Raw genomic sequence first — 18,533 nt, 5'->3', positions numbered from 1 at the left:
GCGGCACTTCCTGTTCCGACAGGGAGTGCCGCCCTCGGGCGTGTCCGGGATCACAATGCGGCTGGGATGGCCTGGGCGGGGCCGGATGGTTGAAACGTACGTCCTATGCGTATGCACATACTGTCCGGTATCCGAAGGGGAGCCTCCCACGTGACCTCCGCCGCCTCCCGTGCCGCCGAAATCCTGTCCCGGCCCGTCTCGCTGGGCGGCCTGACCGTCCCGAACCGGATCGCGATGGCGCCGATGACCCGCATGTTCTCCCCGGGCGGCGTACCCGGCGAGGACGTCATCTCGTACTACTCCCGCCGCGCCGCCGCCGGTGTCGGACTGATCGTCACCGAGGGCACCTACGTCGGCCACGAGTCGGCCGGTCAGAGCGACCGCGTGCCGCGGTTCCACGGCGAGGAGCAGCTCGCGGGCTGGGCGAAGGTCGCCGAGGCGGTGCACGCCGCGGGCGGCACGATCGTGCCGCAGCTGTGGCACATCGGCATGGTCCGCAACCAGGGCGAGCCGCCGGTCGCGGACGCCCCGGCCGTCGGCCCCTCCGGCCTGCGCATCGGCGCCGCCGAGCCCACCGGCAAGGCCATGACCCAGGCCGACATCGACGCCGTCATCGGCGCGTTCGCCGAGGCCGCGGCCGCCGCCGAGCGCATCGGCTTCGACGGCGTGGAGATCCACGGAGCCCACGGCTACCTGCTCGACCAGTTCCTCTGGGACGGCACCAACCGCCGTACCGACGCCTACGGCGGCGACCCGGTCGCCCGTGCCAAGTTCTCGGCGGAGATCGTCGCGGCCGTCCGCGAGACCGTCTCCGCCGACTTCCCCGTCATCTTCCGCTACTCGCAGTGGAAGCAGGACGCCTACGACGCCCGCCTCGCCGAGACGCCCGAGGAGCTGGAGGCCATCCTGACCCCGCTCGCCGCGGCCGGTGTCGACGCCTTCCACGCCTCCACCCGCCGCTACTGGGTCCCCGAGTTCGACGACTCCGACCTGAACCTGGCCGGCTGGACCAAGAAGCTCACCGGCAAGCCCGCCATCACCGTCGGCTCGGTCGGCCTGAACGGCGACTTCCTCAAAGTCTTCCAGGGCGAGGGCGCCGAGGTCGGCGACCTCGACAACCTCCTGGACCGCTTCGAGCGCGACGAGTTCGACCTGGTCGCCGTCGGCCGCGCGCTGCTGCAGGACCCGCAGTGGGCGCGGAAGGTCCTGTCCGGCAGCTTGGACGAGCTGGCGCCGTACGACCCGGCAGCGCTTAAGACGCTCAGCTGACCCCGCAGGGTCCGCGCACGGGATGCCCTGGATTTGCTTGCGTCAGTCAAGGACACTGGCCGAGCGCCTGTTCACCGGCACCCCGTGAGGAGACCCAGAGGATGACGACGACCGAGCCCCACCCCCCGACCGGCGCCTCGGCCGGGCAGCCCGCACCGGTGGTGCGCACCACCGCCGGTGCGGTACGCGGCCGCAGGGAGGAGGGCCTCGCCGTCTTCCGCGGCATCCCCTTCGCCGCACCCCCCGTGGGCGAGGCCCGGTTCATGGCACCGCGCCCCGCCCCCGCCTGGGACGGCATACGGGACGCGTACGCCTTCGGCCCGCCGCCCCCGCAGGACCTCGGCAACCTGGGCGGCCCGGGCCTGCTCGACGTGCCCGAGGGCGACGAGTGGCTCACGGTCAACGTCTGGACCCCCGAACCCGACCCGGGCGCCCGCCGCCCGGTGATGGTGTGGATCTACGGCGGCGCCTACAAGCTCGGCCACTCCGGCAGCCCCGGCTACGACGCCCGGCGCATCGCGACCGACGGCGACCTCGTGGTCGTGTCCCTCAACTACCGCGTCGGCATGGAGGGCTTCGCGCACATCGAGGGGGCGCCCGCCAACCGCGGCCTGCTCGACCAGGTGGCCGCGCTGGAGTGGGTACGGGACAACATCGAGTCGTTCGGCGGCGACCCCGGCCGGGTCACCGTCTTCGGCGAGTCGGCGGGCGCGGGTTCGATCGCCTCGCTGCTCGCCATGCCGAGGGCGGCGGGCCTGTTCCGGCGGGCGATCGCGCAGAGCGTGCCGGGGACGTTCTTCTCGGGCGCCCTGGCCCGTGACATCGGTGCGGCTCTCGCCGCCGAGGTGGGGCTGCGCCCCACGGTCGCCGAACTGGCGGCCATCTCCCCGCGTGAACTGACCTCGGCGGGTGAGGCGTTGAGCGCCAAGATGCCCCGGTACATCGACCGCTGGGGCCAGGTGGCGCCGACGGTCACGCCCTTCTCGCCGGTCGTCGACGGGGAGGTCCTGCCGACCACCCCCTGGCAGGCCCTGGCCGCCGGTGCGGCGAAGGACGTCGAACTGCTCGTCGGCCACAACCGCGACGAGTACCGCCTCTTCGTCGCCATGGCGGGCCCACTGGACCAGATCACCGAGGACAGGGCGGCAGCGGCCCTCCGCCTGTTCGCCCCCGGTCCCGACGGCGAACGGGCCTACCGCACGGCCTTCCCCGACGCCTCCCCCGGCGAGCTCTACGAACGCGTCCAGACGGACTGGCTGTTCAACATGCCCTCCCTGCACCTGGCCGAGGCGCAGCACGCGGGTGGCGGCCGTGCCCACCTCTACGAACTGACCTGGCCGGCGCCGGGGGGCGGCGGCGCGATGGGCGCCTGTCACGGCCTGGACATTCCCCTGCTCTTCGGCACGTTCGGGGCGGACCTCGGGGCCCTGCTGTTCGCGGGCGCCGAGCCGTCCGCCGAGGCCGAGGCGCTGTCCTCCCGCTTCCGGTCGTCCTGGACGGCGTTCGCGAGGACGGGTGACCCGGGCTGGCCGGCGTACGAGCACGAACGGCGGCTCGTGCAGGTACTGGACGCGGAGCCGGTGGTGAGGGCGTACCCGGAGGAGGCCTCGCGTCGCCTGTGGGAGGGCTACGGCTTCCAGGCCCTGCCCCTGCTGTGAGCTAAAGGTTGCCCATCGGCTCGATGTCGACCCTGACCGGCGTACCCCACACGCGCAGCACCTCGTAGTCGGTGAACTCGTGCACGAGCCGGTACGCCATGGCCGCCCGGGGAGCCTTGCGTTGGGCGGCGATGTACAGCTCGGCCTCGCGGCGGTCCCGGCGGGGGGTGCCGCACAGCTGCCACGTCTGGCCGGTCCACAGCTCCGGCAGCCAGCGCTGCTGGGGCTGGGGGCGGTCACCGCTGACGCCGTAGCGGGACTGGACCGGCTCGGTGAGTGGGGTGTGCGGGGCGGGACCGTTGAACTCCGCTCGGCGGGCGGCCCGGCGCCGGGTCTCGCACAGCAGGCACAGGTCGGGGGCGCCCTCGTCGACCGGGCCGGTGGGGTGCTCCGGGCAGCGGGTGCTGGGAGCCGCCGTGGTGACGCTGTCCTCCAGCAGGTCCAGGGCGCGCTTCAGGTCGGCCCTGACCTCGTGCAGTTTGCCGTCCGGAGTGTCGGAGGTGAGGGACTCCCCGTGCTCACCGAGGAGACGGAGGGCACGGCCTAGGGCGGTGAGCTGGGCGTGGTTCATGGGTCCATTGTCGTCAGTCGGCGTAGTCCTTGAGTTCTTCCGTGTCCAGAGTGAAGCCGACAGGGGCAGGGAGCTCCACCGGGGTGCCCCACGGGTGGGCTGCGGCCTGCTGGTATCGGCCGTCCTTGGGCTCGCTGTAAACGACGACCGTGTTGTTGTCGCGGTCGATGAGCAGGTAGACGGGGATGTCGACTGCCGCGTATCCGACGGGCTTGTCGATGCGGTCCCGCTGGTTGGTGTCACGGTCGTGGGAGGTGATCTCGACGACCATGAGGACGCCGTTGGCAGCGGACCACTCACCGTGCCCTTTGAAGTGCCCCCGTCGTACGAGAGCCCCGTCGGCCCGGGCACGGCCCTTGCGGTAGGCCTCGGTCCGGACGCCTCGCTCGTGATGGAGGCGCAGGTCCGGCCGATGCTGCAGGCACTGCTCAAGCAGCCACATGTGGATCTCGCTGTGGTTGCCGTCCGGCATGGCCTTGACCTCTAGTTTTCCGTTGATGTACTCAAGCCGCACGGTCTCCGGGGCGCGGCGCTCCAGCTCTTCGAAGTCCTCGACGCTGAGCGCGTCCTTCGTCCGGACGCGACCGTCGATGTACTCGAGGCGCACGCCCTTCGGGGCCACCTCGGCCAGATCCTCGAAGTCCTCAATGGGCATCAGCGGGCGGTCAGCGGTACCAGGGGTCATGGTGCCTCCTCCCTTCCATCGTGCCCTGGGGGAGTGACGTCGCACCGTAGGAGCTGTCATGTGGATGCCTTCTCTTGGCGTCGTTGGGACATTGCGGCGCGGATCTCGGCCGCACGGTCGTGGATCGTGGAGGCGAACAGAGGTGCAGGGGGTTGCGCGGGCGCGCGTTTGCCCCGGCAAGCGCTGCAACGGCCCCCTGGCAGGGTTTCCGGACGTCCCGGGACGCCGCAGTTCGCGCACTCCAGGACCCGCAATGCCGGACGCGGGGCAGACGGGGGCGGGAGTTTGCTGGTCAGGCGGTTGCGGACCAGGGCGGCGGCGTGGTGGACAGGGGTCGGCAGGTGAGCGCACGTAGTACGTCCTCCTCCGAGGCGCCTCGCTCGAACCACTCCGTCACCAGCGGGGCGAGCGTCGCGCAGTCGGCCTGGGAGAGGGACAGGACGACGCTGTGCGGCCGAGGGCGGCCAGGAGGATGTGGGCGCGGGAGCGGGTGGGACGCTGCTGTTTCGGTACATCGCCGCGCGTGAAGGCCACCCACCAGTCGTCGTCCCGGGCGGTGCGGGAGAACCACGATCGAGTGATCCAGCGGGACCTGCCGTCGTCCGCCGTCACGCACTCCCTGCCCCGGCGCAGGTGGCCCGCCTCCTGGATGCGATTGAGGGCGGTGCCGAGAGCGCACTGTCCGTACGGCAGGTGCTTGGCCAGCGTCTTTACGGAGATGTCGGCGCCGTCGGGGAGCCGGTCGAGGTAGGCGGCGATGGCGGCTTCGCGGGGTGGGAGGTGCGCGAAGTCGCTGATGGTGCGGGTGAGTTGGTCTGGGGCGGAGCGTTTGCCGTAGCCCGGGTTCGCCATTGGGTGCGCGGACGGGAGGACAGCACTAAGCTGGGCGTCAGCCATGGGATCGAACTTGTCCTTCGATCTATGTGGTCAAGCCCCCGCAGGTGTTGGTAGCACCTGGCGGGGGCTGTTGCGTATGCAGGCACGTCAGAGGCCTGTCACCGTCCGTGGCAAGCCGAACGCGTCAAGTCAACACGCGGGGTGGGAGGGCGGGTTGAGGCCCTCTACCCATTCCTTGAGAAGAGGGCTCGAAGCCCGGATCCCGAAGCTCAGGCGGTGCCGTCCTTGAGGTTCGCGACGAACGCCGCCCACGCCGTGGTCCGGAACACGAGCTTCGGGCCGTGCGGGGTCTTGGAGTCGCGGACGGGGACGAGGGCGGGGAGTGCCTGGGTGACTTCCAGGCAGTTGTCGCCAGTGCCGCCGCTGTAGCTGGACTTGTACCAGTTGGCCGTGCTCAGGTCGTACTCAGGCATGTTCCTCATGGCCGTAATCCTGCGTCATCGCATCGAGGAGAGCCAGAGACTTCTCAGGCGAGAGTGCCGAAGCCGTGAGGAATTCGAAGTAGAGCCTGTAGCGCGCGACGGTGGCGGGGTCGTCCTCCAGCCGTCCGGTGTCGACTCCTTCGAGGTAGACCAGCGGAGGGGCGTCGGCGAAGTCCATCAGCCTGACGCAACCCTGCATCCCCGGGTGGGCTCCCGCATCGAACGGCAGAACCTGAACGATGACACGGTTCTGGCGGATCAGGCTGATGAGGTGGCGTAGAGCCCCCGCCATCACCTTGGGCCCGCCGGTCACACGGCGCAGTGCGGCTTCGTCAATCACCGTCCACAACAGGGGTTCTGTTGGATCGCTGAGGATCCGTGCTCGCTCCATCCGGCGTGTCACCAGCTCCTCGATGGCCTCTGTTGTCGCTGAGGGCTGGTATGCGCGGCTGACGGCTCGTGCGTAGGCGGGTGTCTGGAGCAAACCGGGGATCAGCATCGACGCGTAGTCCCTGATTGCCGTTGCCTGCGTCTCCGCCTCTGCTGCTTCCGCAAAGTGCTCGCGGTACCTGGACTTCGCCGCCGCCCTGCAATTCCGCTGGAAAAAGTCGCCCGTCCCCAGCTCCTCATCCAGCATCCGCGCATACTCCGGCAGCATCCGCCGCGTCCCGTTCTCCAGCTGCCCGATGAACGACCCGCTCACGAACAGCCGCTGCCCCAGTTCCTCCTGGCTGAGGCCGGCCTTCTCGCGGGCGTGGCGGAGTTCGGCGCCCAGGAGAGCCCGAGGGGAGGAGGACGGGTCGAGGTCCCTGGATCCGGGCATGGGCAACTCCCTGTCGTACACGTGGAGTCGCTGCGGGACGCGCTCGCGGGAGTGGGTGTCGTGCTGCCGTCTCTGGGTGTCGACCCGGTGACCGGTGCGAGCAAGGAGCCGTTCGCCCTGGTCGAGCTGGGGCGGTGCAACGTACGGACGGCCGAGCACCTGACCGAGGTGCTGCGCTCGCTGCCCGTGGGGGAGACGCTGCGGGCTCGGATCAGGCACGTCAACCGGGAGTCGAAGCCGAGGTGAAGCTGCTCGGGTCAGCGGGCTGCCGCCGCCAGCGCGGCCCGCAGATGCCCGGCGGACTCCTCCAGCAGGCGCGCCGCCGTCGGACCGTCCACGTCGGCCAGGATGGTCAGGATCGCGTTCTTCACCTCGCCGTCGGTGGCGGCCAGGGCCCGTTCGATCTCCTCGTCGCCGGCGCCGGTGGCCAGGGCGACGATGCGGTGGGAGCGGGCGCGCAGTTTGTCGTTGGAGGCGCGGACGTCGACCATCAGGTTCCCGTAGGTCTTGCCCAGGCGGATCATCGTGATCGTCGAGAGCATGTTGAGGACGAGCTTCTGTGCCGTGCCGGCCTTCAGGCGGGTGGAGCCGGTGAGCAGTTCGGGGCCCACGACGATCTCGATGCCGTGCTCGGCGGCGGCCGCGAGCGGGCTGCCGGAGTTGCAGGCGAGGCCGATGGTGAGGGAGCGGTGGGCGCGGGCGTACTCGACGGCGCCGATCGCGTACGGGGTGCGGCCGGAGGCCGAGATGCCGACCACCGTGTCGTCCGGGGTCAGGCCGAGGGGTTCCAGGTCGGCATGGGCCAGCTCCCGGGAGTCCTCCGCGCCCTCGACCGAGGTGACCATGGCCTGCGGGCCGCCCGCGATCAGCCCGACGACCCGGGAGGGGTCGGTGTTGAAGGTGGGCGGGCACTCGGAGGCGTCCAGGACGCCCAGCCGGCCCGCCGTGCCGGCACCCGCGTAGACCAGGCGGCCGCCCCGGGCCATCCGCTCGGCCAGGGCGTCGATCGCGGCGGCGATCTGAGGCAGCCGGGCCGCGACCGCCCCGGCCACGGTGGCGTCCTCGCCGTTCATGAGCCGCGCGATGTCGAGGGTGGGCAGCCGGTCGATGCCGGCGAGTTCCGGCCGGAACGCCTCGGTGGTCAGGGACTCCAACTCGGCTCTGAGACCACGGGGATTGGAGGTGGAAGTCATGGGACGGCTCTTTCCGTGTCTTTCCGGTGCTGGCCGGGGCCGGCTCAGGAACGATGCCGGTGGGCCAGTGCCTCGTACGACGCCGAGAGCGCCGGCGCCGCCGTCTCGTACGTCCGCTGCGCCACCCCCACGAACAGGCAGTCCACCACAAGAAGCTGACCGGTCCGGGACGACATCGCCGCGGGACGCAGCTCGCTCTCCCGGGCCGTGGACGTGGTGAGGACGTGGTCGGCGTACTGCGAGGCCGGGCCGTCCGGGCGGCCGGTGATCGCCACCGTCGTCGCCCCGCGCTCGAAGGCGACCCGCAGCGGCTCGATGACGTCCCCCGTGGACCCGGAGTGCGTGATGGCGATCGCGACGTCGCCCGCGCGCAGTTGCACGGCGTTGGTGACGGCCAGGTGCGGGTCGCTGTGCGCGTGCGCCACCAGTCCTATGCGCAGGAGCTTCTGCGTGAGGTCCTGGGCGACCAGCCCGGACGCCCCGACGCCGTACACGTCCGTGCGGCGGGCGCTGGTCAGCGCGGTGACGGCCGCGCCCAGTTGGACGGTGTCGAGGCCGGCGGCGGTGTCGGCGAGGGTCTGCTGCTCGTCGTAGGCGAGCTTCGCGACCACGTCGGCGATCGGGTCGTCGACCGCGATGTCCGTGGTGATGGCGGGGGCGCGTCCGGACTGCTGCTGGGCGGCGAGGCCGGCGAGGGCCAGGCGCAGGTCCCGGTAACCCGGATAGCCCAGCAGCCGGGCGGTGCGTACGACGGTGGCCTCGCTGGTGCCGGTGAGTTCGGCGAGGCCGGTGACCGTGAGGGCCGCGCAGCCGGCCGGGTCGCCCGCGACGGCCTCGGCGACGCGCTGCATGGAGCGCGTCATCGAGGGGCCCAGCGTGCGGACCTTGGCCGCGAGGGCGGCGGGGGCGGGCGGGGTGCCGAGCGTGCCGGCCATGGCAGCCGTGCCGCCGGTACCGCCCGTGCCGCCGGTGCTGCTCGCGCCGCCGCGTTCGTCGGCGAAACTTTCCTTCACTCTTCGGGTCACCTCTGAAAGATATTTTCGGCTCGGCGTTGCGGTCAAGAGTGCGCACAATGGGGGCATGGACCCCATCAGCCCCCTGGAGCAGGCGCTGCACGCCGCGCGCGCCCTCGTGCTGGCCGACCTCGTCGCGGGACGCGTCGCCGAGGCGGATGTCGTGTCCCTGGTCGAGGAGTCCGTCGTGCAGCGGCGGTGGTGGGTCGAGCAGTGGCCGGAGGGCGCGCAGTACGTGGCCGGTCTGGTCGCGCAGGACGTGCAGGACGCCCTGCTGGAGCGCTACGGCCGCTGGCCGCTGTGCCCGGTGTGCGGCACCGGCGACCCGCACGCGCTGGAAGTGGAACCGGAGTTGGGGCCCGACCCGCACTGGGTGTGCAGCGAGGCGGGCGTGAAGGTCGCGGCGCTGGGATCACTGGGCGAGGCGCTCGGCGGGACGGCGCCCTCGTGACCGTCTACATCGACCCGCCGGCCTGGCCCGGCCACGGCCGCATGTGGTCCCACCTGATCAGCGACGTCTCGTACGAGGAACTGCACACCTTCGCCGAACGCCTCGGCGTGCCCCGGCGGGCCTTCGAACGCGACCACTACGACATCCCCGCCCAGCGGTACGCGGACGCCGTGGACGCCGGGGCCGTGGAGGTCAGCAGCCGCGAGGTGGTGCGGCTGCTGCACGGGGCGGGGCTGCGGCGGCCGAAGGGGCGTTACCGGTCGGGTTCGCGCAGTTCGTAGGTGACCTGCTCGACGTCCTGCGCGACGGCCTTGAATCCGGCGCGGGCGAGGACGCCCCGCGAGGGCGCGTTGTCCCGCTCGACGTTCGCGACGACGGTCCGTACCTCGTCCCGGGACAGCGCCAGGGCCGACAGCGCGCGCAGCGCCTCGGTGGCGTACCCCTGACCGCGAGCGGCCTCGACGAGGTCGTAACCGACTTCGACCCGCCCCGCCTCGTCCGGGACGCTGTGAAACCCCATGGCGCCGAGCGCGCGGCCGTCCTCGCGCCGGACGAGCACGTACATGCCCCACTCCGGCCGGTGGACGCCGTCCTCGTACTGCTTGTACACCAGGCCGGCGCCCACCCGGGTGCCCTCGATCGGGCCGCCCACGAGCCACTCGAAGCCGCCGGCGCCGACCGTGGACAGGTCGGTGGCCGCCGCCGGGGTGACGCCCTGAAGGGTGAGCCGCTCGGTCTCGATCACCAGGTTGTTGTTCCAGCGCCACTCGGTGACCCGGGCACGGCCGGGCAGCTCACCGCGGCCGGTGGCCCACAGCAGGGTCTGCCAGGGGGTGGGGCCGGGCCGGACGTGCGGGAAGATCCGGGTGAGGACGAACTCGCACAGCTCGGGAGCCGGTTCGTAGGCCACCCCCAGCCCCTCGGCGATGTCGTGGGTGTGCAGCAGCACCTCGGTCACGCCCATCGCGGCGAAGCCCTCGCGGTTCGCGCTGCGGAACGGATACGGGTGGAAGGCCCGGACCTCGCGCGGCGTCGTGCGGATCGCGGCGGCGAACAGGGCGCCCATCGTGTTGATCACCCGCAGCGCACCCGCGTTGTCGGTCCCCTCCTCCAGCGAGATCTCGAACGGCGTGTACCCCTCGGGCTCCCGCCCCGCCAGCTGCCCCGCGTACCCGATCAGATCCTCGGCTATGTGCACGGCCGTCTCCCGACAGCTCCACTCCAGCCGCCCGGCCCGCACGTCCTCCCAGTCCCGCTCGACGACCGCCTCCAGCAGGCCCACGCACTCGGCGACGGCCTGTTCCACCTGTTCCGCACCCGTTGTCCACATGCCGGGCAGGTTACGAGGGGTCGTCGGCCGGGAGCGACAGCATTTCCAGCTCGGCGGTGAGGTTGTAGCGGGCCGTCGCCTCCCACTCCGACGCTCCGTACGGCGTTCTGAACAGCCTCGGCAGGTCGAGGAGTTGGCGCAGGATCGCCGCGCGGCCCGTGCGGAAGGCGTCGTTCGGGACGAAGTGGTACTCCTCGCGGACGGCGGCGGTGTAGGCGGCGTACGCCGACGGGGGTGAGGCGAGGATCGCCAGGTCGGCGTCGCACAGGACCTGGCCGTCGGGGTCGTCGTCGGCGGGGTCGTGGCCGACGGTGAGGCGGACCAGGCGGGCCACCTCGGCGGTCCGTGCGGCGGACACGCCGGCCTCCGGGAGGGCGCGCTCGGCCAGGCGGGCGGAGCGTTCCTCGTTCTCGGAGCGGTCGGGCAGGTAGACGGCGTCGTGGAACCAGGCGGCCAGCCGGACCACGTCCGGGTCGTGCGCGTACTTCTCCAGTGCGTCGATGTGGTCCAGAACCGCCGTGAGGTGCCCGACCGTGTGGTAGCGGCGCTGCGGCTCCTGCCACCGGCCGAGCAGGTCGTCGGCGTACGGGACCGGGTCGGGGCCACCGGCCGGGCCCCGGGCCGCTTCCAGGGTGCGGACGAAGCGGGCGCGCAGGGCGTCGGGATCGGCCATGGGGTCATTCTCCCGCTGAACGGGCGCGGCACCTAGCGTGGGTCCCATGACGACTCCTGCTGATGTACACGACGTACGGGACCCCGAGCAGCCCGGGCGGCTGCTGACGATCGAGCGTGACGCGCTGATTCCGCTGCTGCGGGGCAGGGCCGAGGAGGACTTCGCACGGTCCGTCGCCGCGTGTCCGGGCTGGTCGGTGCGAGACGTGCTGGCGCACTGCTCGGCCGCCCTGACGCGGGTGGCGGAGGGCAGGTTCGAGCCGGGCGTGTTCTCGCCCGAGTCGAACGACCGGGACATCGCCGAGCGGGACGGCTGGAGCAACGCGCGGGTGGTCGACGAGCTGGAGCGCGGGATGACGGAGGCCGGGCCGGTGATCGCCCGGGCGGACGGGAAGCTGGACGTTCTCGCGCTGGGGGAGTGGGTGCACGCCGGGGACGTGCGCGAGGCCTTCGGCGAGCCCGGGGCGTACGGCGGGGCCGGGCTGCCGGACGCGCTCGCGCTGCTCGCCCGGATCACCCACGAGCGGGGGCACGTGCCGCTGCACGCCGACCTCGACGACCTGGACGAACCGCTGCGGCTCGGGGAGAGCGGCGGGGAGCGGCCCCCGGGGCGCTTCATCGGGGACGGGCCGACCCTCGTACGGCTGTACACGGGGCGGCCGGTCGACGGGGCGCCCGCGTTCGAGCTGGTCGGGGTGGAGGCGAAGGACCTGAACATCTTCGGATGAGGGGCTCCGGGCCCGGCAGGGTGCTTGGGATTCGGCGGGAGCGGGCAGCGTAGTCTGTGATTGGACTAGACCTGTCGCCGAACGCCGACGCCAAGCCGACGAAGGGGCCCCATGAGCAAGCGTGCAGTCCTGGAGGTGATCGCCCTCGGCGTCGAGGACGCGGTCGCCGCCCAGGCGGGAGGCGCGGACCGCCTCGAGCTGGTCACCGACATGGCGGCCGACGGGCTCACCCCGTCGGCCGCCACCGTCGCCGGGATCCGCCGGGCGGTCGACATCTCGCTGCGGGTGATGCTGCGCCTCGCCGACGGTTTCGCGGCCGGGGACATCGACCGGCTGGTCCGGGTGGCGGCGGAGCTGCGGGAGGCCGGGGCGGAGGAGTTCGTGTTCGGGTTCCTCGACGCGGGTGGCGGGGTGGATCTGGCGGCGGTGGAGCGGGTCGTGGGGGTGCTGGACGGCTGCCCCTGGACGTTCCACCGCGCGATCGACCGGGCCGCCGACCGGGACGCCCTGCGCAAGCAGCTGGACGGGATGCCGGGGCTGGACACGTACCTGACGGCCGGGTCTGCGGACGGGGTCGACGACGGGCTGGCCGTGCTGCTCGCGGAGGCCGGGCGGGCCGGGGAGCCGGGGTATGAGCAGCGGTTGCTGGTGGGGGGCGGGTTGCGGCTCGATCATGTGCCGCCGTTGGTGAAGGCCGGGGTCGACGGCTTTCACATCGGTGGGGCGGCTCGGCCGGGGGGATGGGCCGAGCCGGTGTCGGCGGAGGCGGTCGCGCAGTGGCGGGCTGCGGTGGACGGTTCCTGAGAGCAACTGGGCGTCGCTGCCGGGGCCGGGTGGGTCCGCAACCCGGCGGTGCGGGGTGCCGCTGCGCCCACCTCCCCCAAGCTCTCGGCTTCGCTCGAGCAGGGGGGACCCCCATCGCCCTTAGCGGCACGATTGCCCGCAGCTGATGACCCCCAGTCAAGCGATCAACTGCGGCGGCAGCGGCGCCGCATGCGTCACCGTCAGCCCCGACACCGCTCGCGTCAGTGCCACATACAGGCGACGCAGACCAGTCCGTTCGTCCGGCTCGCCGTCGACCACGGCCCGGGGCTCGTCCAGGACGACGTAGTCGTACTCCAGACCCTTCGCGAGCGACGCCGGGACCAGGGTCAGGCGGGTCTCCCGGGTCGTCTCCTCGCCCGGGCCGAGGTAGGGGAGACCGGCATCCGTCAGGGCCGCCGCCAGCTCCGGGATCCGGGCGTCCGCCGCGATCAGGCCGGTCGAGCCCTCGCCCCGCAGCGACTCGCGGCAGGCGTCGACCACGTCGGCGGTGCCGGTGACCTCCCGGACCTCGAAGTGGCCCGGGTTCTCACGGATCGACACCACCGGCGTGAGCCCCGGGGCGATGTGCGCAAGCAGCCGGGAGGCGTACGTGATGACGTCCGTCGGCACGCGGAAACCGGCCGTCAGCTCCTCCACCACCGCGTTCCGCTTGCCCAGGTGGGTCAACGCCTCCTCCCACCCCCGGGTCGCCCACGGCGTGGTGCCCTGCGCCAGGTCGCCGAGGACCGTCGCACTGCCGGTCGTGCAGCGGCGGCCGACCGCCCGGTACTGCATGGGGGAGAGGTCCTGCGCCTCGTCGAGGACGACATGACCGAGGGAGTGCGTGCGCTGGATCAGGTCGGTGGCCTCGTCGATGAGGACGGCGTCGGCAGTCGACCACTTGGCGGACTTGACGCTGCGCGCCGGTCTCGTCCACAGCACCGCCTTCTGCTCCTCCTCGTCGAGAATCCCCGCCGCGTGTTCCGCGAGGAAGTCCGCGTCCGACAGCAGGCGCAGCACCAGCTTCGCCGGGTCGACGGCCGGCCAGACCGCCTTGACGGCCGCCTTGACCGCGCTGTTGCGGGCCACCGCGTCCTGCACCCGGTCGTCCGGCGCCTCCCCCGACCGCTCCATCTGCACGAGCACGGCGTGCGCGATGCGCTGCGGCAGGGCCTCGCGGGTGGCGCCGTAGCGGATGTCGCGGTCGAGCAACTGGCGGACGATGTCCTGCAGTTCGTACGCCGGGACGCGCCAGCGGCGGGAGCCGCGCACGACCACGACCGGCTCGGTGGGCATCGTGACGTGTGAGTAGAGGACCCTGCGCAGGACCTGTGCCATGCGGGCGTCGCCCTTGACGACCGCGGCCGTCGCGTCGTCCGTCCCCTTGATCTCCACGTGTGCCACCAGGTCCTCGACCGTGGCCTGCTGGACCGTCAACTCACCAAGGGCGGGCAGCACTTGCTCGATGTAGTGCAGGAAGGACCGGTTCGGTCCGATGACCAGCGTGCCGGTGCGGGCGAGGCGCTCGCGGTGGGCGTAGAGGAGGTAGGCGACCCGGTGCAGGCCGACGGCGGTCTTCCCGGTGCCCGGTCCGCCCTGCACGCACACGGTGCCGGAGAGTCCTGACCGGACGATCTCGTCCTGCTCGGGCTGGATCGTCGCGACGATGTCCCGCATCGGGCCGACGCGCGGCCGCTCGATCTCCTGTTGGAGGAGCTTGCTGGTCCGCTCGGCCTCGCCCGGGTCCGACAGGTGCTCGTCCTCGTACGCCGTGAGGTCGCCGCCGGTGTAGCCGAAGCGGCGGCGCAGCGCGATGTCCATCGGGTCCTTCTTGGAGGCCCGGTAGAACGGCTGCGACACGGGTGCGCGCCAGTCGATCACCATGGGGTCGCCGTCGGCGTCGTGCACATGCCGCCGCCCGATGTGCAGTGTCTGATAAGCAGCCTCCGGCTGCGGGCGTTCCCCTTCCGCGCCCTCCGCCCCCTCGGCGCCGGGCGCGTGCCGATAGTCGAGCCGGCCGAAGAACAGCGGGGTGTCGCTGAGGTCGGCCAGGGCCTTGATGCGCTCCCCGATCTGGTGGGCCAGCACCTCGGCGTTGACCCAGTTCGCGGTGACGTCGCTGATGTCGAGGGCCTCGACGTCCTCGCGCATGGCACGCAGGGCCGAACGGGACGCGGCGAGGTGGGAGCGCTCACGGGAGAGCGGGTCGTCGACGGGCGTGGACAAGGGGGTGCCTCCGGAGGACCTGCTGAAGGGATGGCGGTGAGATGCCGGCCGGTTTCCGTCCGGTCGGCGGCACTCCGTGAGGGAGGCGGGCAAGAGCGGAGATCCTAGAGGAGCGGGGGAGGCGACCGCCAACGGTTTTCTCGTCCCCTGTTTCTCATCCCCTAGGGGACGAGGGCCTCATCCCTGAGGGGCAGGGGTCGGTCCGCAGGCGTACGTGGGGAGTACGCGGGTTCGGCCCTCAGGCCGACGCGGACTTCACGACCGGAAACGCACCATGGAGACATGAGCGCAGCAACCTTCTCCCCCGCCTCGGCACCGGGCCGCCTGCCCGGCGCCACCGCCGTGGCCGGCAGCCACCACCAGCACCGCCTCGGCGATGCCCTGCGCGCCGTCAGGGTGTTCGCGGGCGCCGCCTTCGACGTGATCATCCTTGGCCAGTACGGCGAGGAAGCGGGCCTGGTCCGCCGCAAGTGAGCGGCCCAGCCACGCGCGGGCAGCCGGCCGGCCTCAGCTCTCCGCGAGCAGCTCGTCCGCGTCCATGATCCGGTACGCGTACCCCTGCTCCGCCAGGAAGCGCTGGCGGTGCGCGGCGAAGTCCTGGTCGATGGTGTCCCTCGCGACCACCGAGTAGAAGTGCGCCTGGTGGCCGTCGGACTTCGGCCGGAGCACCCGCCCCAGCCGCTGGGCCTCCTCCTGGCGCGACCCGAACGTGCCGGACACCTGGATCGCGACCGTCGCCTCCGGCAGGTCGATCGAGAAGTTCGCGACCTTGGACACGACGAGCACGCTGATCTCGCCCTCCCGGAACGCGTCGAACAGCTTCTCCCGCTGCGCGTTCGACGTCTCACCCTTGATCACGGGTGCGTCCAGATGCTCACCCAGCTCGTCGAGCTGGTCGATGTACTGGCCGATGACGAGGGTCTGCTGCCCGGCGAAGCGGCGGACGATCGCCTCCGTGACCTTCCGCTTGGTGTCGGTCGTCGCACAGAAGCGGTACTTCTCCTCCGCCTCGGCCGTGGCGTACGCGAGCCGCTCCGCGTCCGTCAGATTGACCCGGACCTCCACACAGTCGGCGGGCGCGATGTAGCCCTGCGCCTCGATCTCCTTCCACGGCGCGTCGAACCGCTTGGGCCCGATCAGGGAGAACACGTCCGACTCGCGGCCGTCCTCACGCACCAGCGTGGCCGTGAGTCCCAGCCGCCGCCGCGCCTGGAGATCCGCCGTGAACTTGAACACCGGCGCCGGCAGCAGATGCACCTCGTCGTAGACGACCAGGCCCCAGTCCCGGGAGTCGAACAGCTCCAGGTGCGGATAGACGCCCTTCCGCTTGGTCGTCAGCACCTGGTACGTGGCGATCGTGACGGGCCGGATCTCCTTCCTCGTCCCGCTGTACTCGCCGATCTCGTCCTCGGTGAGCGACGTGCGCCGCACCAGCTCGTGCTTCCACTGCCGGGCGGAGACCGTGTTCGTGACGAGGATCAGGGTCGTGGACTTGGCCTGCGCCATCGCCCCTGCGCCGACCAGCGTCTTGCCCGCGCCACAGGGCAGGACGACCACGCCCGACCCGCCGTGCCAGAAGTTCTCCACCGCCTGCTTCTGGTACGGCCGCAGGGCCCAGCCGTCCTCGGCCAGCTCGATCGCGTGCGCCTCGCCGTCGACGTACCCGGCGAGGTCCTCGGCCGGCCAGCCCAGCTTCAGCAGCGTCTGCTTGATCTGGCCGCGCTCGGAGGGGTGCACGGCGACCGTGTCCGGGTCGATGCGGGCGCCGACCAGCGGCGCGATCCGCTTCGACTTCAGGACCTCCTCCAGCACCGGACGGTCGGTGGTCGTCAGGACCAGCCCGTGCGCCGGGTGCTTGGACAGGGTGAGCCGCCCGTAGCGGTCCATCGTCTCGGCGATGTCGACCAGCAGCGCGTGCGGCACCGGGTAGCGGCTGTACTGCACCAGCGCGTCCACGACCTGCTCGGCGTCGTGGCCCGCCGCGCGGGCGTTCCACAGGCCCAGCGGGGTCACCCGGTAGGTGTGGATGTGCTCCGGCGCCCGCTCCAGCTCCGCGAACGGGGCGATGGCCCGACGGCAGTCGTCGGCCTGCTCGTGGTCGACTTCCAGGAGCAGGGTCTTGTCGGACTGGACGATCAGCGGACCATTCACGCGCGGCACCCTTTCCCACGGCCGGACGGCTCGGACGGCTTCGAACGACTCGGCCAAACGTCCAGTGTGCCTGATCGTCGCCGTCCCGAGGGTGTGATCTGCGCGGGACCGGACCGGCTCCGGTCCTACTGAATGCCTTTTCATCCCAACGTGTGGTGTGAATTCAGTTTTTCCACGTCGGCCCCGAAGAATGGCCAACCGTGCGGAACCCAACCACCACCACGCTCGGATACGCCCTGTTCGCCACCCGCTGGCTCCAGGCCCCCCTCTACTTCGGGCTGGTGGCCGCCCAGGGCGTCTACGTCTACAAGTTCTTCAAGGAGCTCTGGACCTTAATCCTGATGTGCGTGAGCGGGCACGCCACCGAGACGTACGTGATGCTCGCGGTGCTCAAGCTGGTCGACGTCGTCATGATCGCCAACCTGCTGATCATGGTGATCGTCGGCGGCTACGAGACCTTCGTCTCGCGCATCGGCCTCCAGGGCCACCGTGACCAGCCCGAATGGCTCTCGCACGTCAACTCCAACGTGCTGAAGGTCAAGCTCGCCACGGCGATCGTGGGCATCTCCTCCGTCCATCTGCTCCAGATGTTCGTGGACGTCCACCACACCTCCCGGCACGCCCTGCTGTGGGGGACGGTGATCCACATGGCGTTCATCGTCTCGGCGGCGATCCTCGCGTACATGTCGGGGCCGATGGCCGCGCACGGGGATCGCGGACACGCCGCGCCGGCCGGGCCCGGGCGGGCGGGGCCCGACCAGGCGGAGCAGGACCACGCGGACCAGCGGCACGGGGCGCCGGAACCGCAGGCGCCGGTGGCCACGCCGGCCGTGCCCCGGCAGCCCGCCCCGGACGCGGACGCCGAGGCCCGGATCCTTGCGGCCCGCTTCCCGGCCCGCAAGCTGCTGGAGGACTTCGACCAGCAGCACCCCCGGGGCTTCGACCGGGAGACCCTGGCCCGCCTGGGCAAGGCGGAGTTCGTCGGCGCCCGGCGCAACGCGGTCCTCGTCGGCCCGCCCGGCACCGGCAAGACCCACCTCGCCATCGGCCTCGGCGTACGCGCCTGCCAGGCCGGGCACCGGGTGCTGTTCGCGACCGCCGCCGAGTGGGCCGCCCGGCTCCTGGACGCCCGGGCCGCCGGCCGGCTCGACGCGGAACTGGCCGCCCTCGACGAGTACCCCCTGCTGATCGTCGACGAGGTCGGCTACACGCCCTTCGACGCGACGACCGCCGGACTGTTCTTCCGCCTGGTCGCGCACCGCTACGAGCGGGCCTCGCTGATCGTGACCAGCGACCGCCCGTTCGGCCGCTGGGACGAGGTCTTCGGCGCCAGTGCCCCGGCGCTGGTGGACCGCCTCGCCCATCACGCCGACGTCGTGCGGCTGGACGGGGACAGCTACCGGATGCGCCGCGCTACTTCAGCGTGGGCAGATTGACGTTGTTGACCAGCGGCCCTTCGATGCCGATCCCCTCGGAGACCAGGGGCTCGGCACCGGCGGCCAGCAGGGGCAGCGGCAGCGCGGGCGGGGCCGCTGCGGCGGAGGGCGCGATCACGCCCGCGAGGGCGACGGCGCACAGGGCGACGGCGGGGAGCTTTTCACGCATGGGGACGACAGGGCCTTTCACGGACTGAGAGATGG

20 protein-coding genes and 1 pseudogene are annotated in these 18,533 nt (G+C 71.8%); 9 read left to right on the top strand and 12 right to left on the bottom strand.

What is annotated here, in order from left to right; translation table 11 throughout:
• The first annotated feature begins 111 nt into the window (after positions 1-111).
• Positions 112-1,269: an NADH:flavin oxidoreductase gene (locus ACIBNA_RS16130; RefSeq protein WP_399165878.1), complete on the top strand. Its 1,158-nt coding sequence runs from the start codon at positions 112-114 to the stop codon at positions 1,267-1,269.
• A gap of 101 nt (positions 1,270-1,370) precedes the next feature.
• Positions 1,371-2,927 (top strand): carboxylesterase/lipase family protein, encoded by a 1,557-nt coding sequence (locus tag ACIBNA_RS16125; RefSeq protein WP_399165835.1) that lies wholly within the window; start codon positions 1,371-1,373, stop codon positions 2,925-2,927.
• Between the two features lies 1 nt (position 2,928).
• Here the strand turns inward: ACIBNA_RS16125 and ACIBNA_RS16120 are convergent, their stop codons facing one another.
• From ACIBNA_RS16120 to ACIBNA_RS16100, 5 genes and pseudogenes are all read right to left on the bottom strand, one after another.
• Positions 2,929-3,498: a hypothetical protein gene (locus ACIBNA_RS16120; RefSeq protein ID WP_399165834.1), complete on the bottom strand. Its 570-nt coding sequence runs from the start codon at positions 3,496-3,498 to the stop codon at positions 2,929-2,931.
• 13 nt (positions 3,499-3,511) lie between these two features.
• A complete protein-coding gene (locus ACIBNA_RS16115; protein WP_184985168.1) occupies positions 3,512-4,183 on the bottom strand; it encodes a Uma2 family endonuclease in 672 nt (223 codons plus the stop codon).
• A 56-nt stretch (positions 4,184-4,239) separates the two neighbouring features.
• Positions 4,240-5,035 (bottom strand): annotated as a pseudogene (locus ACIBNA_RS16110) (hypothetical protein).
• A 254-nt stretch (positions 5,036-5,289) separates the two neighbouring features.
• Positions 5,290-5,502 carry a DUF397 domain-containing protein gene (locus ACIBNA_RS16105; RefSeq protein WP_399165833.1) on the bottom strand — a complete coding sequence of 71 codons (213 nt, stop codon included), beginning with the start codon at positions 5,500-5,502 and terminating at the stop codon, positions 5,290-5,292.
• Positions 5,486-6,325, bottom strand: coding sequence for a Scr1 family TA system antitoxin-like transcriptional regulator (locus ACIBNA_RS16100; protein WP_399165832.1), 840 nt, complete (start codon positions 6,323-6,325; stop codon positions 5,486-5,488). The genes ACIBNA_RS16105 and ACIBNA_RS16100 overlap by 17 nt, the downstream gene beginning before the upstream one ends.
• 21 nt (positions 6,326-6,346) lie before the next feature.
• On the opposite strand from ACIBNA_RS16100, the gene ACIBNA_RS16095 reads away from it, so the two are divergent.
• Positions 6,347-6,571, top strand: a complete 225-nt coding sequence (locus ACIBNA_RS16095; protein WP_399165884.1) for a hypothetical protein — start codon at positions 6,347-6,349, stop codon at positions 6,569-6,571.
• A gap of 11 nt (positions 6,572-6,582) precedes the next feature.
• On the opposite strand, the gene murQ is transcribed toward ACIBNA_RS16095, so the two are convergent.
• Positions 6,583-7,518, bottom strand: a complete 936-nt coding sequence (gene murQ / locus ACIBNA_RS16090; protein ID WP_399165831.1) for an N-acetylmuramic acid 6-phosphate etherase — start codon at positions 7,516-7,518, stop codon at positions 6,583-6,585.
• A gap of 44 nt (positions 7,519-7,562) precedes the next feature.
• Positions 7,563-8,543, bottom strand: a complete 981-nt coding sequence (locus ACIBNA_RS16085) for a MurR/RpiR family transcriptional regulator (RefSeq protein ID WP_399165830.1) — start codon at positions 8,541-8,543, stop codon at positions 7,563-7,565.
• Positions 8,544-8,598: 55 nt separating this feature from the next.
• Between ACIBNA_RS16085 and ACIBNA_RS16080 the strand changes: the two genes are divergently transcribed.
• Complete coding sequence (locus tag ACIBNA_RS16080) at positions 8,599-8,982, top strand: hypothetical protein (RefSeq protein WP_399165829.1); 384 nt, start codon at positions 8,599-8,601, stop codon at positions 8,980-8,982.
• The gene (locus ACIBNA_RS16075) at positions 8,979-9,263 is read left to right on the top strand and encodes a DUF4031 domain-containing protein (protein WP_399165828.1); all 285 of its coding nucleotides are present in this window, start codon (positions 8,979-8,981) and stop codon (positions 9,261-9,263) included. The genes ACIBNA_RS16080 and ACIBNA_RS16075 overlap by 4 nt, the downstream gene beginning before the upstream one ends.
• Here ACIBNA_RS16075 and ACIBNA_RS16070 read toward each other — a convergent pair.
• Together ACIBNA_RS16070 and ACIBNA_RS16065 are read right to left on the bottom strand one after the other, a co-directional pair.
• Positions 9,236-10,312 carry a GNAT family N-acetyltransferase gene (locus ACIBNA_RS16070; protein WP_399165827.1) on the bottom strand — a complete coding sequence of 359 codons (1,077 nt, stop codon included), beginning with the start codon at positions 10,310-10,312 and terminating at the stop codon, positions 9,236-9,238. The genes ACIBNA_RS16075 and ACIBNA_RS16070 overlap by 28 nt on opposite strands.
• A 10-nt stretch (positions 10,313-10,322) precedes the next feature.
• Positions 10,323-10,985 (bottom strand): hypothetical protein, encoded by a 663-nt coding sequence (locus ACIBNA_RS16065; protein WP_399165826.1) that lies wholly within the window; start codon positions 10,983-10,985, stop codon positions 10,323-10,325.
• Positions 10,986-11,031: 46 nt separating this feature from the next.
• Here ACIBNA_RS16065 and ACIBNA_RS16060 point away from each other — a divergent pair, with 46 nt between their 5' ends.
• The gene (locus tag ACIBNA_RS16060) at positions 11,032-11,712 is read left to right on the top strand and encodes a maleylpyruvate isomerase family mycothiol-dependent enzyme (protein ID WP_399165825.1); all 681 of its coding nucleotides are present in this window, start codon (positions 11,032-11,034) and stop codon (positions 11,710-11,712) included.
• Between the two features lie 111 nt (positions 11,713-11,823).
• Positions 11,824-12,516 carry a copper homeostasis protein CutC gene (locus ACIBNA_RS16055; protein ID WP_399165824.1) on the top strand — a complete coding sequence of 231 codons (693 nt, stop codon included), beginning with the start codon at positions 11,824-11,826 and terminating at the stop codon, positions 12,514-12,516.
• A 156-nt stretch (positions 12,517-12,672) separates the two neighbouring features.
• Here the strand turns inward: ACIBNA_RS16055 and ACIBNA_RS16050 are convergent, their stop codons facing one another.
• Complete coding sequence (locus ACIBNA_RS16050) at positions 12,673-14,742, bottom strand: HelD family protein (RefSeq protein WP_399165823.1); 2,070 nt, start codon at positions 14,740-14,742, stop codon at positions 12,673-12,675.
• Between the two features lie 282 nt (positions 14,743-15,024).
• On the opposite strand from ACIBNA_RS16050, the gene ACIBNA_RS16045 reads away from it, so the two are divergent.
• Positions 15,025-15,216: a hypothetical protein gene (locus ACIBNA_RS16045; protein WP_399165822.1), complete on the top strand. Its 192-nt coding sequence runs from the start codon at positions 15,025-15,027 to the stop codon at positions 15,214-15,216.
• A gap of 33 nt (positions 15,217-15,249) precedes the next feature.
• Here ACIBNA_RS16045 and ACIBNA_RS16040 read toward each other — a convergent pair whose 3' ends face one another.
• Positions 15,250-16,893, bottom strand: a complete 1,644-nt coding sequence (locus tag ACIBNA_RS16040; RefSeq protein WP_399165821.1) for a DNA repair helicase XPB — start codon at positions 16,891-16,893, stop codon at positions 15,250-15,252.
• A 200-nt stretch (positions 16,894-17,093) separates the two neighbouring features.
• On the opposite strand from ACIBNA_RS16040, the gene istB reads away from it, so the two are divergent.
• Positions 17,094-18,329, top strand: coding sequence for an IS21-like element helper ATPase IstB (istB, locus tag ACIBNA_RS16035; protein ID WP_399165820.1), 1,236 nt, complete (start codon positions 17,094-17,096; stop codon positions 18,327-18,329).
• Here the strand turns inward: istB and ACIBNA_RS16030 are convergent.
• Positions 18,307-18,498: a hypothetical protein gene (locus tag ACIBNA_RS16030; protein ID WP_399165819.1), complete on the bottom strand. Its 192-nt coding sequence runs from the start codon at positions 18,496-18,498 to the stop codon at positions 18,307-18,309. The genes istB and ACIBNA_RS16030 overlap by 23 nt on opposite strands.
• Positions 18,499-18,533 lie beyond the last annotated feature (35 nt).

The organism is Streptomyces sp. NPDC050164, assembly GCF_044459945.1.
GTDB classification, from domain to species: domain Bacteria; phylum Actinomycetota; class Actinomycetes; order Streptomycetales; family Streptomycetaceae; genus Streptomyces; species Streptomyces coeruleorubidus_A.
This window is presented reverse-complemented; position numbering and strand designations above follow the sequence as displayed.

Bases quoted from the DNA above. Each gene is read 5' to 3' on its own strand.
- ACIBNA_RS16065 (WP_399165826.1), bottom strand. From the start codon at position 10,985: ATGGCCGATCCCGACGCCCTGCGCGCCCGCTTCGTCCGCACCCTGGAA.
- ACIBNA_RS16115 (WP_184985168.1), bottom strand. From the start codon at position 4,183: ATGACCCCTGGTACCGCTGACCGCCCGCTGATGCCCATTGAGGACTTC.
- ACIBNA_RS16105 (WP_399165833.1), bottom strand. From the start codon at position 5,502: ATGAGGAACATGCCTGAGTACGACCTGAGCACGGCCAACTGGTACAAG.
- ACIBNA_RS16060 (WP_399165825.1), top strand. From the start codon at position 11,032: ATGACGACTCCTGCTGATGTACACGACGTACGGGACCCCGAGCAGCCC.
- ACIBNA_RS16070 (WP_399165827.1), bottom strand. From the start codon at position 10,312: ATGTGGACAACGGGTGCGGAACAGGTGGAACAGGCCGTCGCCGAGTGC.
- ACIBNA_RS16120 (WP_399165834.1), bottom strand. From the start codon at position 3,498: ATGAACCACGCCCAGCTCACCGCCCTAGGCCGTGCCCTCCGTCTCCTC.
- ACIBNA_RS16080 (WP_399165829.1), top strand. From the start codon at position 8,599: ATGGACCCCATCAGCCCCCTGGAGCAGGCGCTGCACGCCGCGCGCGCC.
- ACIBNA_RS16045 (WP_399165822.1), top strand. From the start codon at position 15,025: ATGAGCGCAGCAACCTTCTCCCCCGCCTCGGCACCGGGCCGCCTGCCC.
- ACIBNA_RS16100 (WP_399165832.1), bottom strand. From the start codon at position 6,325: ATGCCCGGATCCAGGGACCTCGACCCGTCCTCCTCCCCTCGGGCTCTC.
- ACIBNA_RS16130 (WP_399165878.1), top strand. From the start codon at position 112: ATGCACATACTGTCCGGTATCCGAAGGGGAGCCTCCCACGTGACCTCC.
- ACIBNA_RS16125 (WP_399165835.1), top strand. From the start codon at position 1,371: ATGACGACGACCGAGCCCCACCCCCCGACCGGCGCCTCGGCCGGGCAG.
- ACIBNA_RS16030 (WP_399165819.1), bottom strand. From the start codon at position 18,498: ATGCGTGAAAAGCTCCCCGCCGTCGCCCTGTGCGCCGTCGCCCTCGCG.
- ACIBNA_RS16055 (WP_399165824.1), top strand. From the start codon at position 11,824: ATGAGCAAGCGTGCAGTCCTGGAGGTGATCGCCCTCGGCGTCGAGGAC.
- murQ (WP_399165831.1), bottom strand. From the start codon at position 7,518: ATGACTTCCACCTCCAATCCCCGTGGTCTCAGAGCCGAGTTGGAGTCC.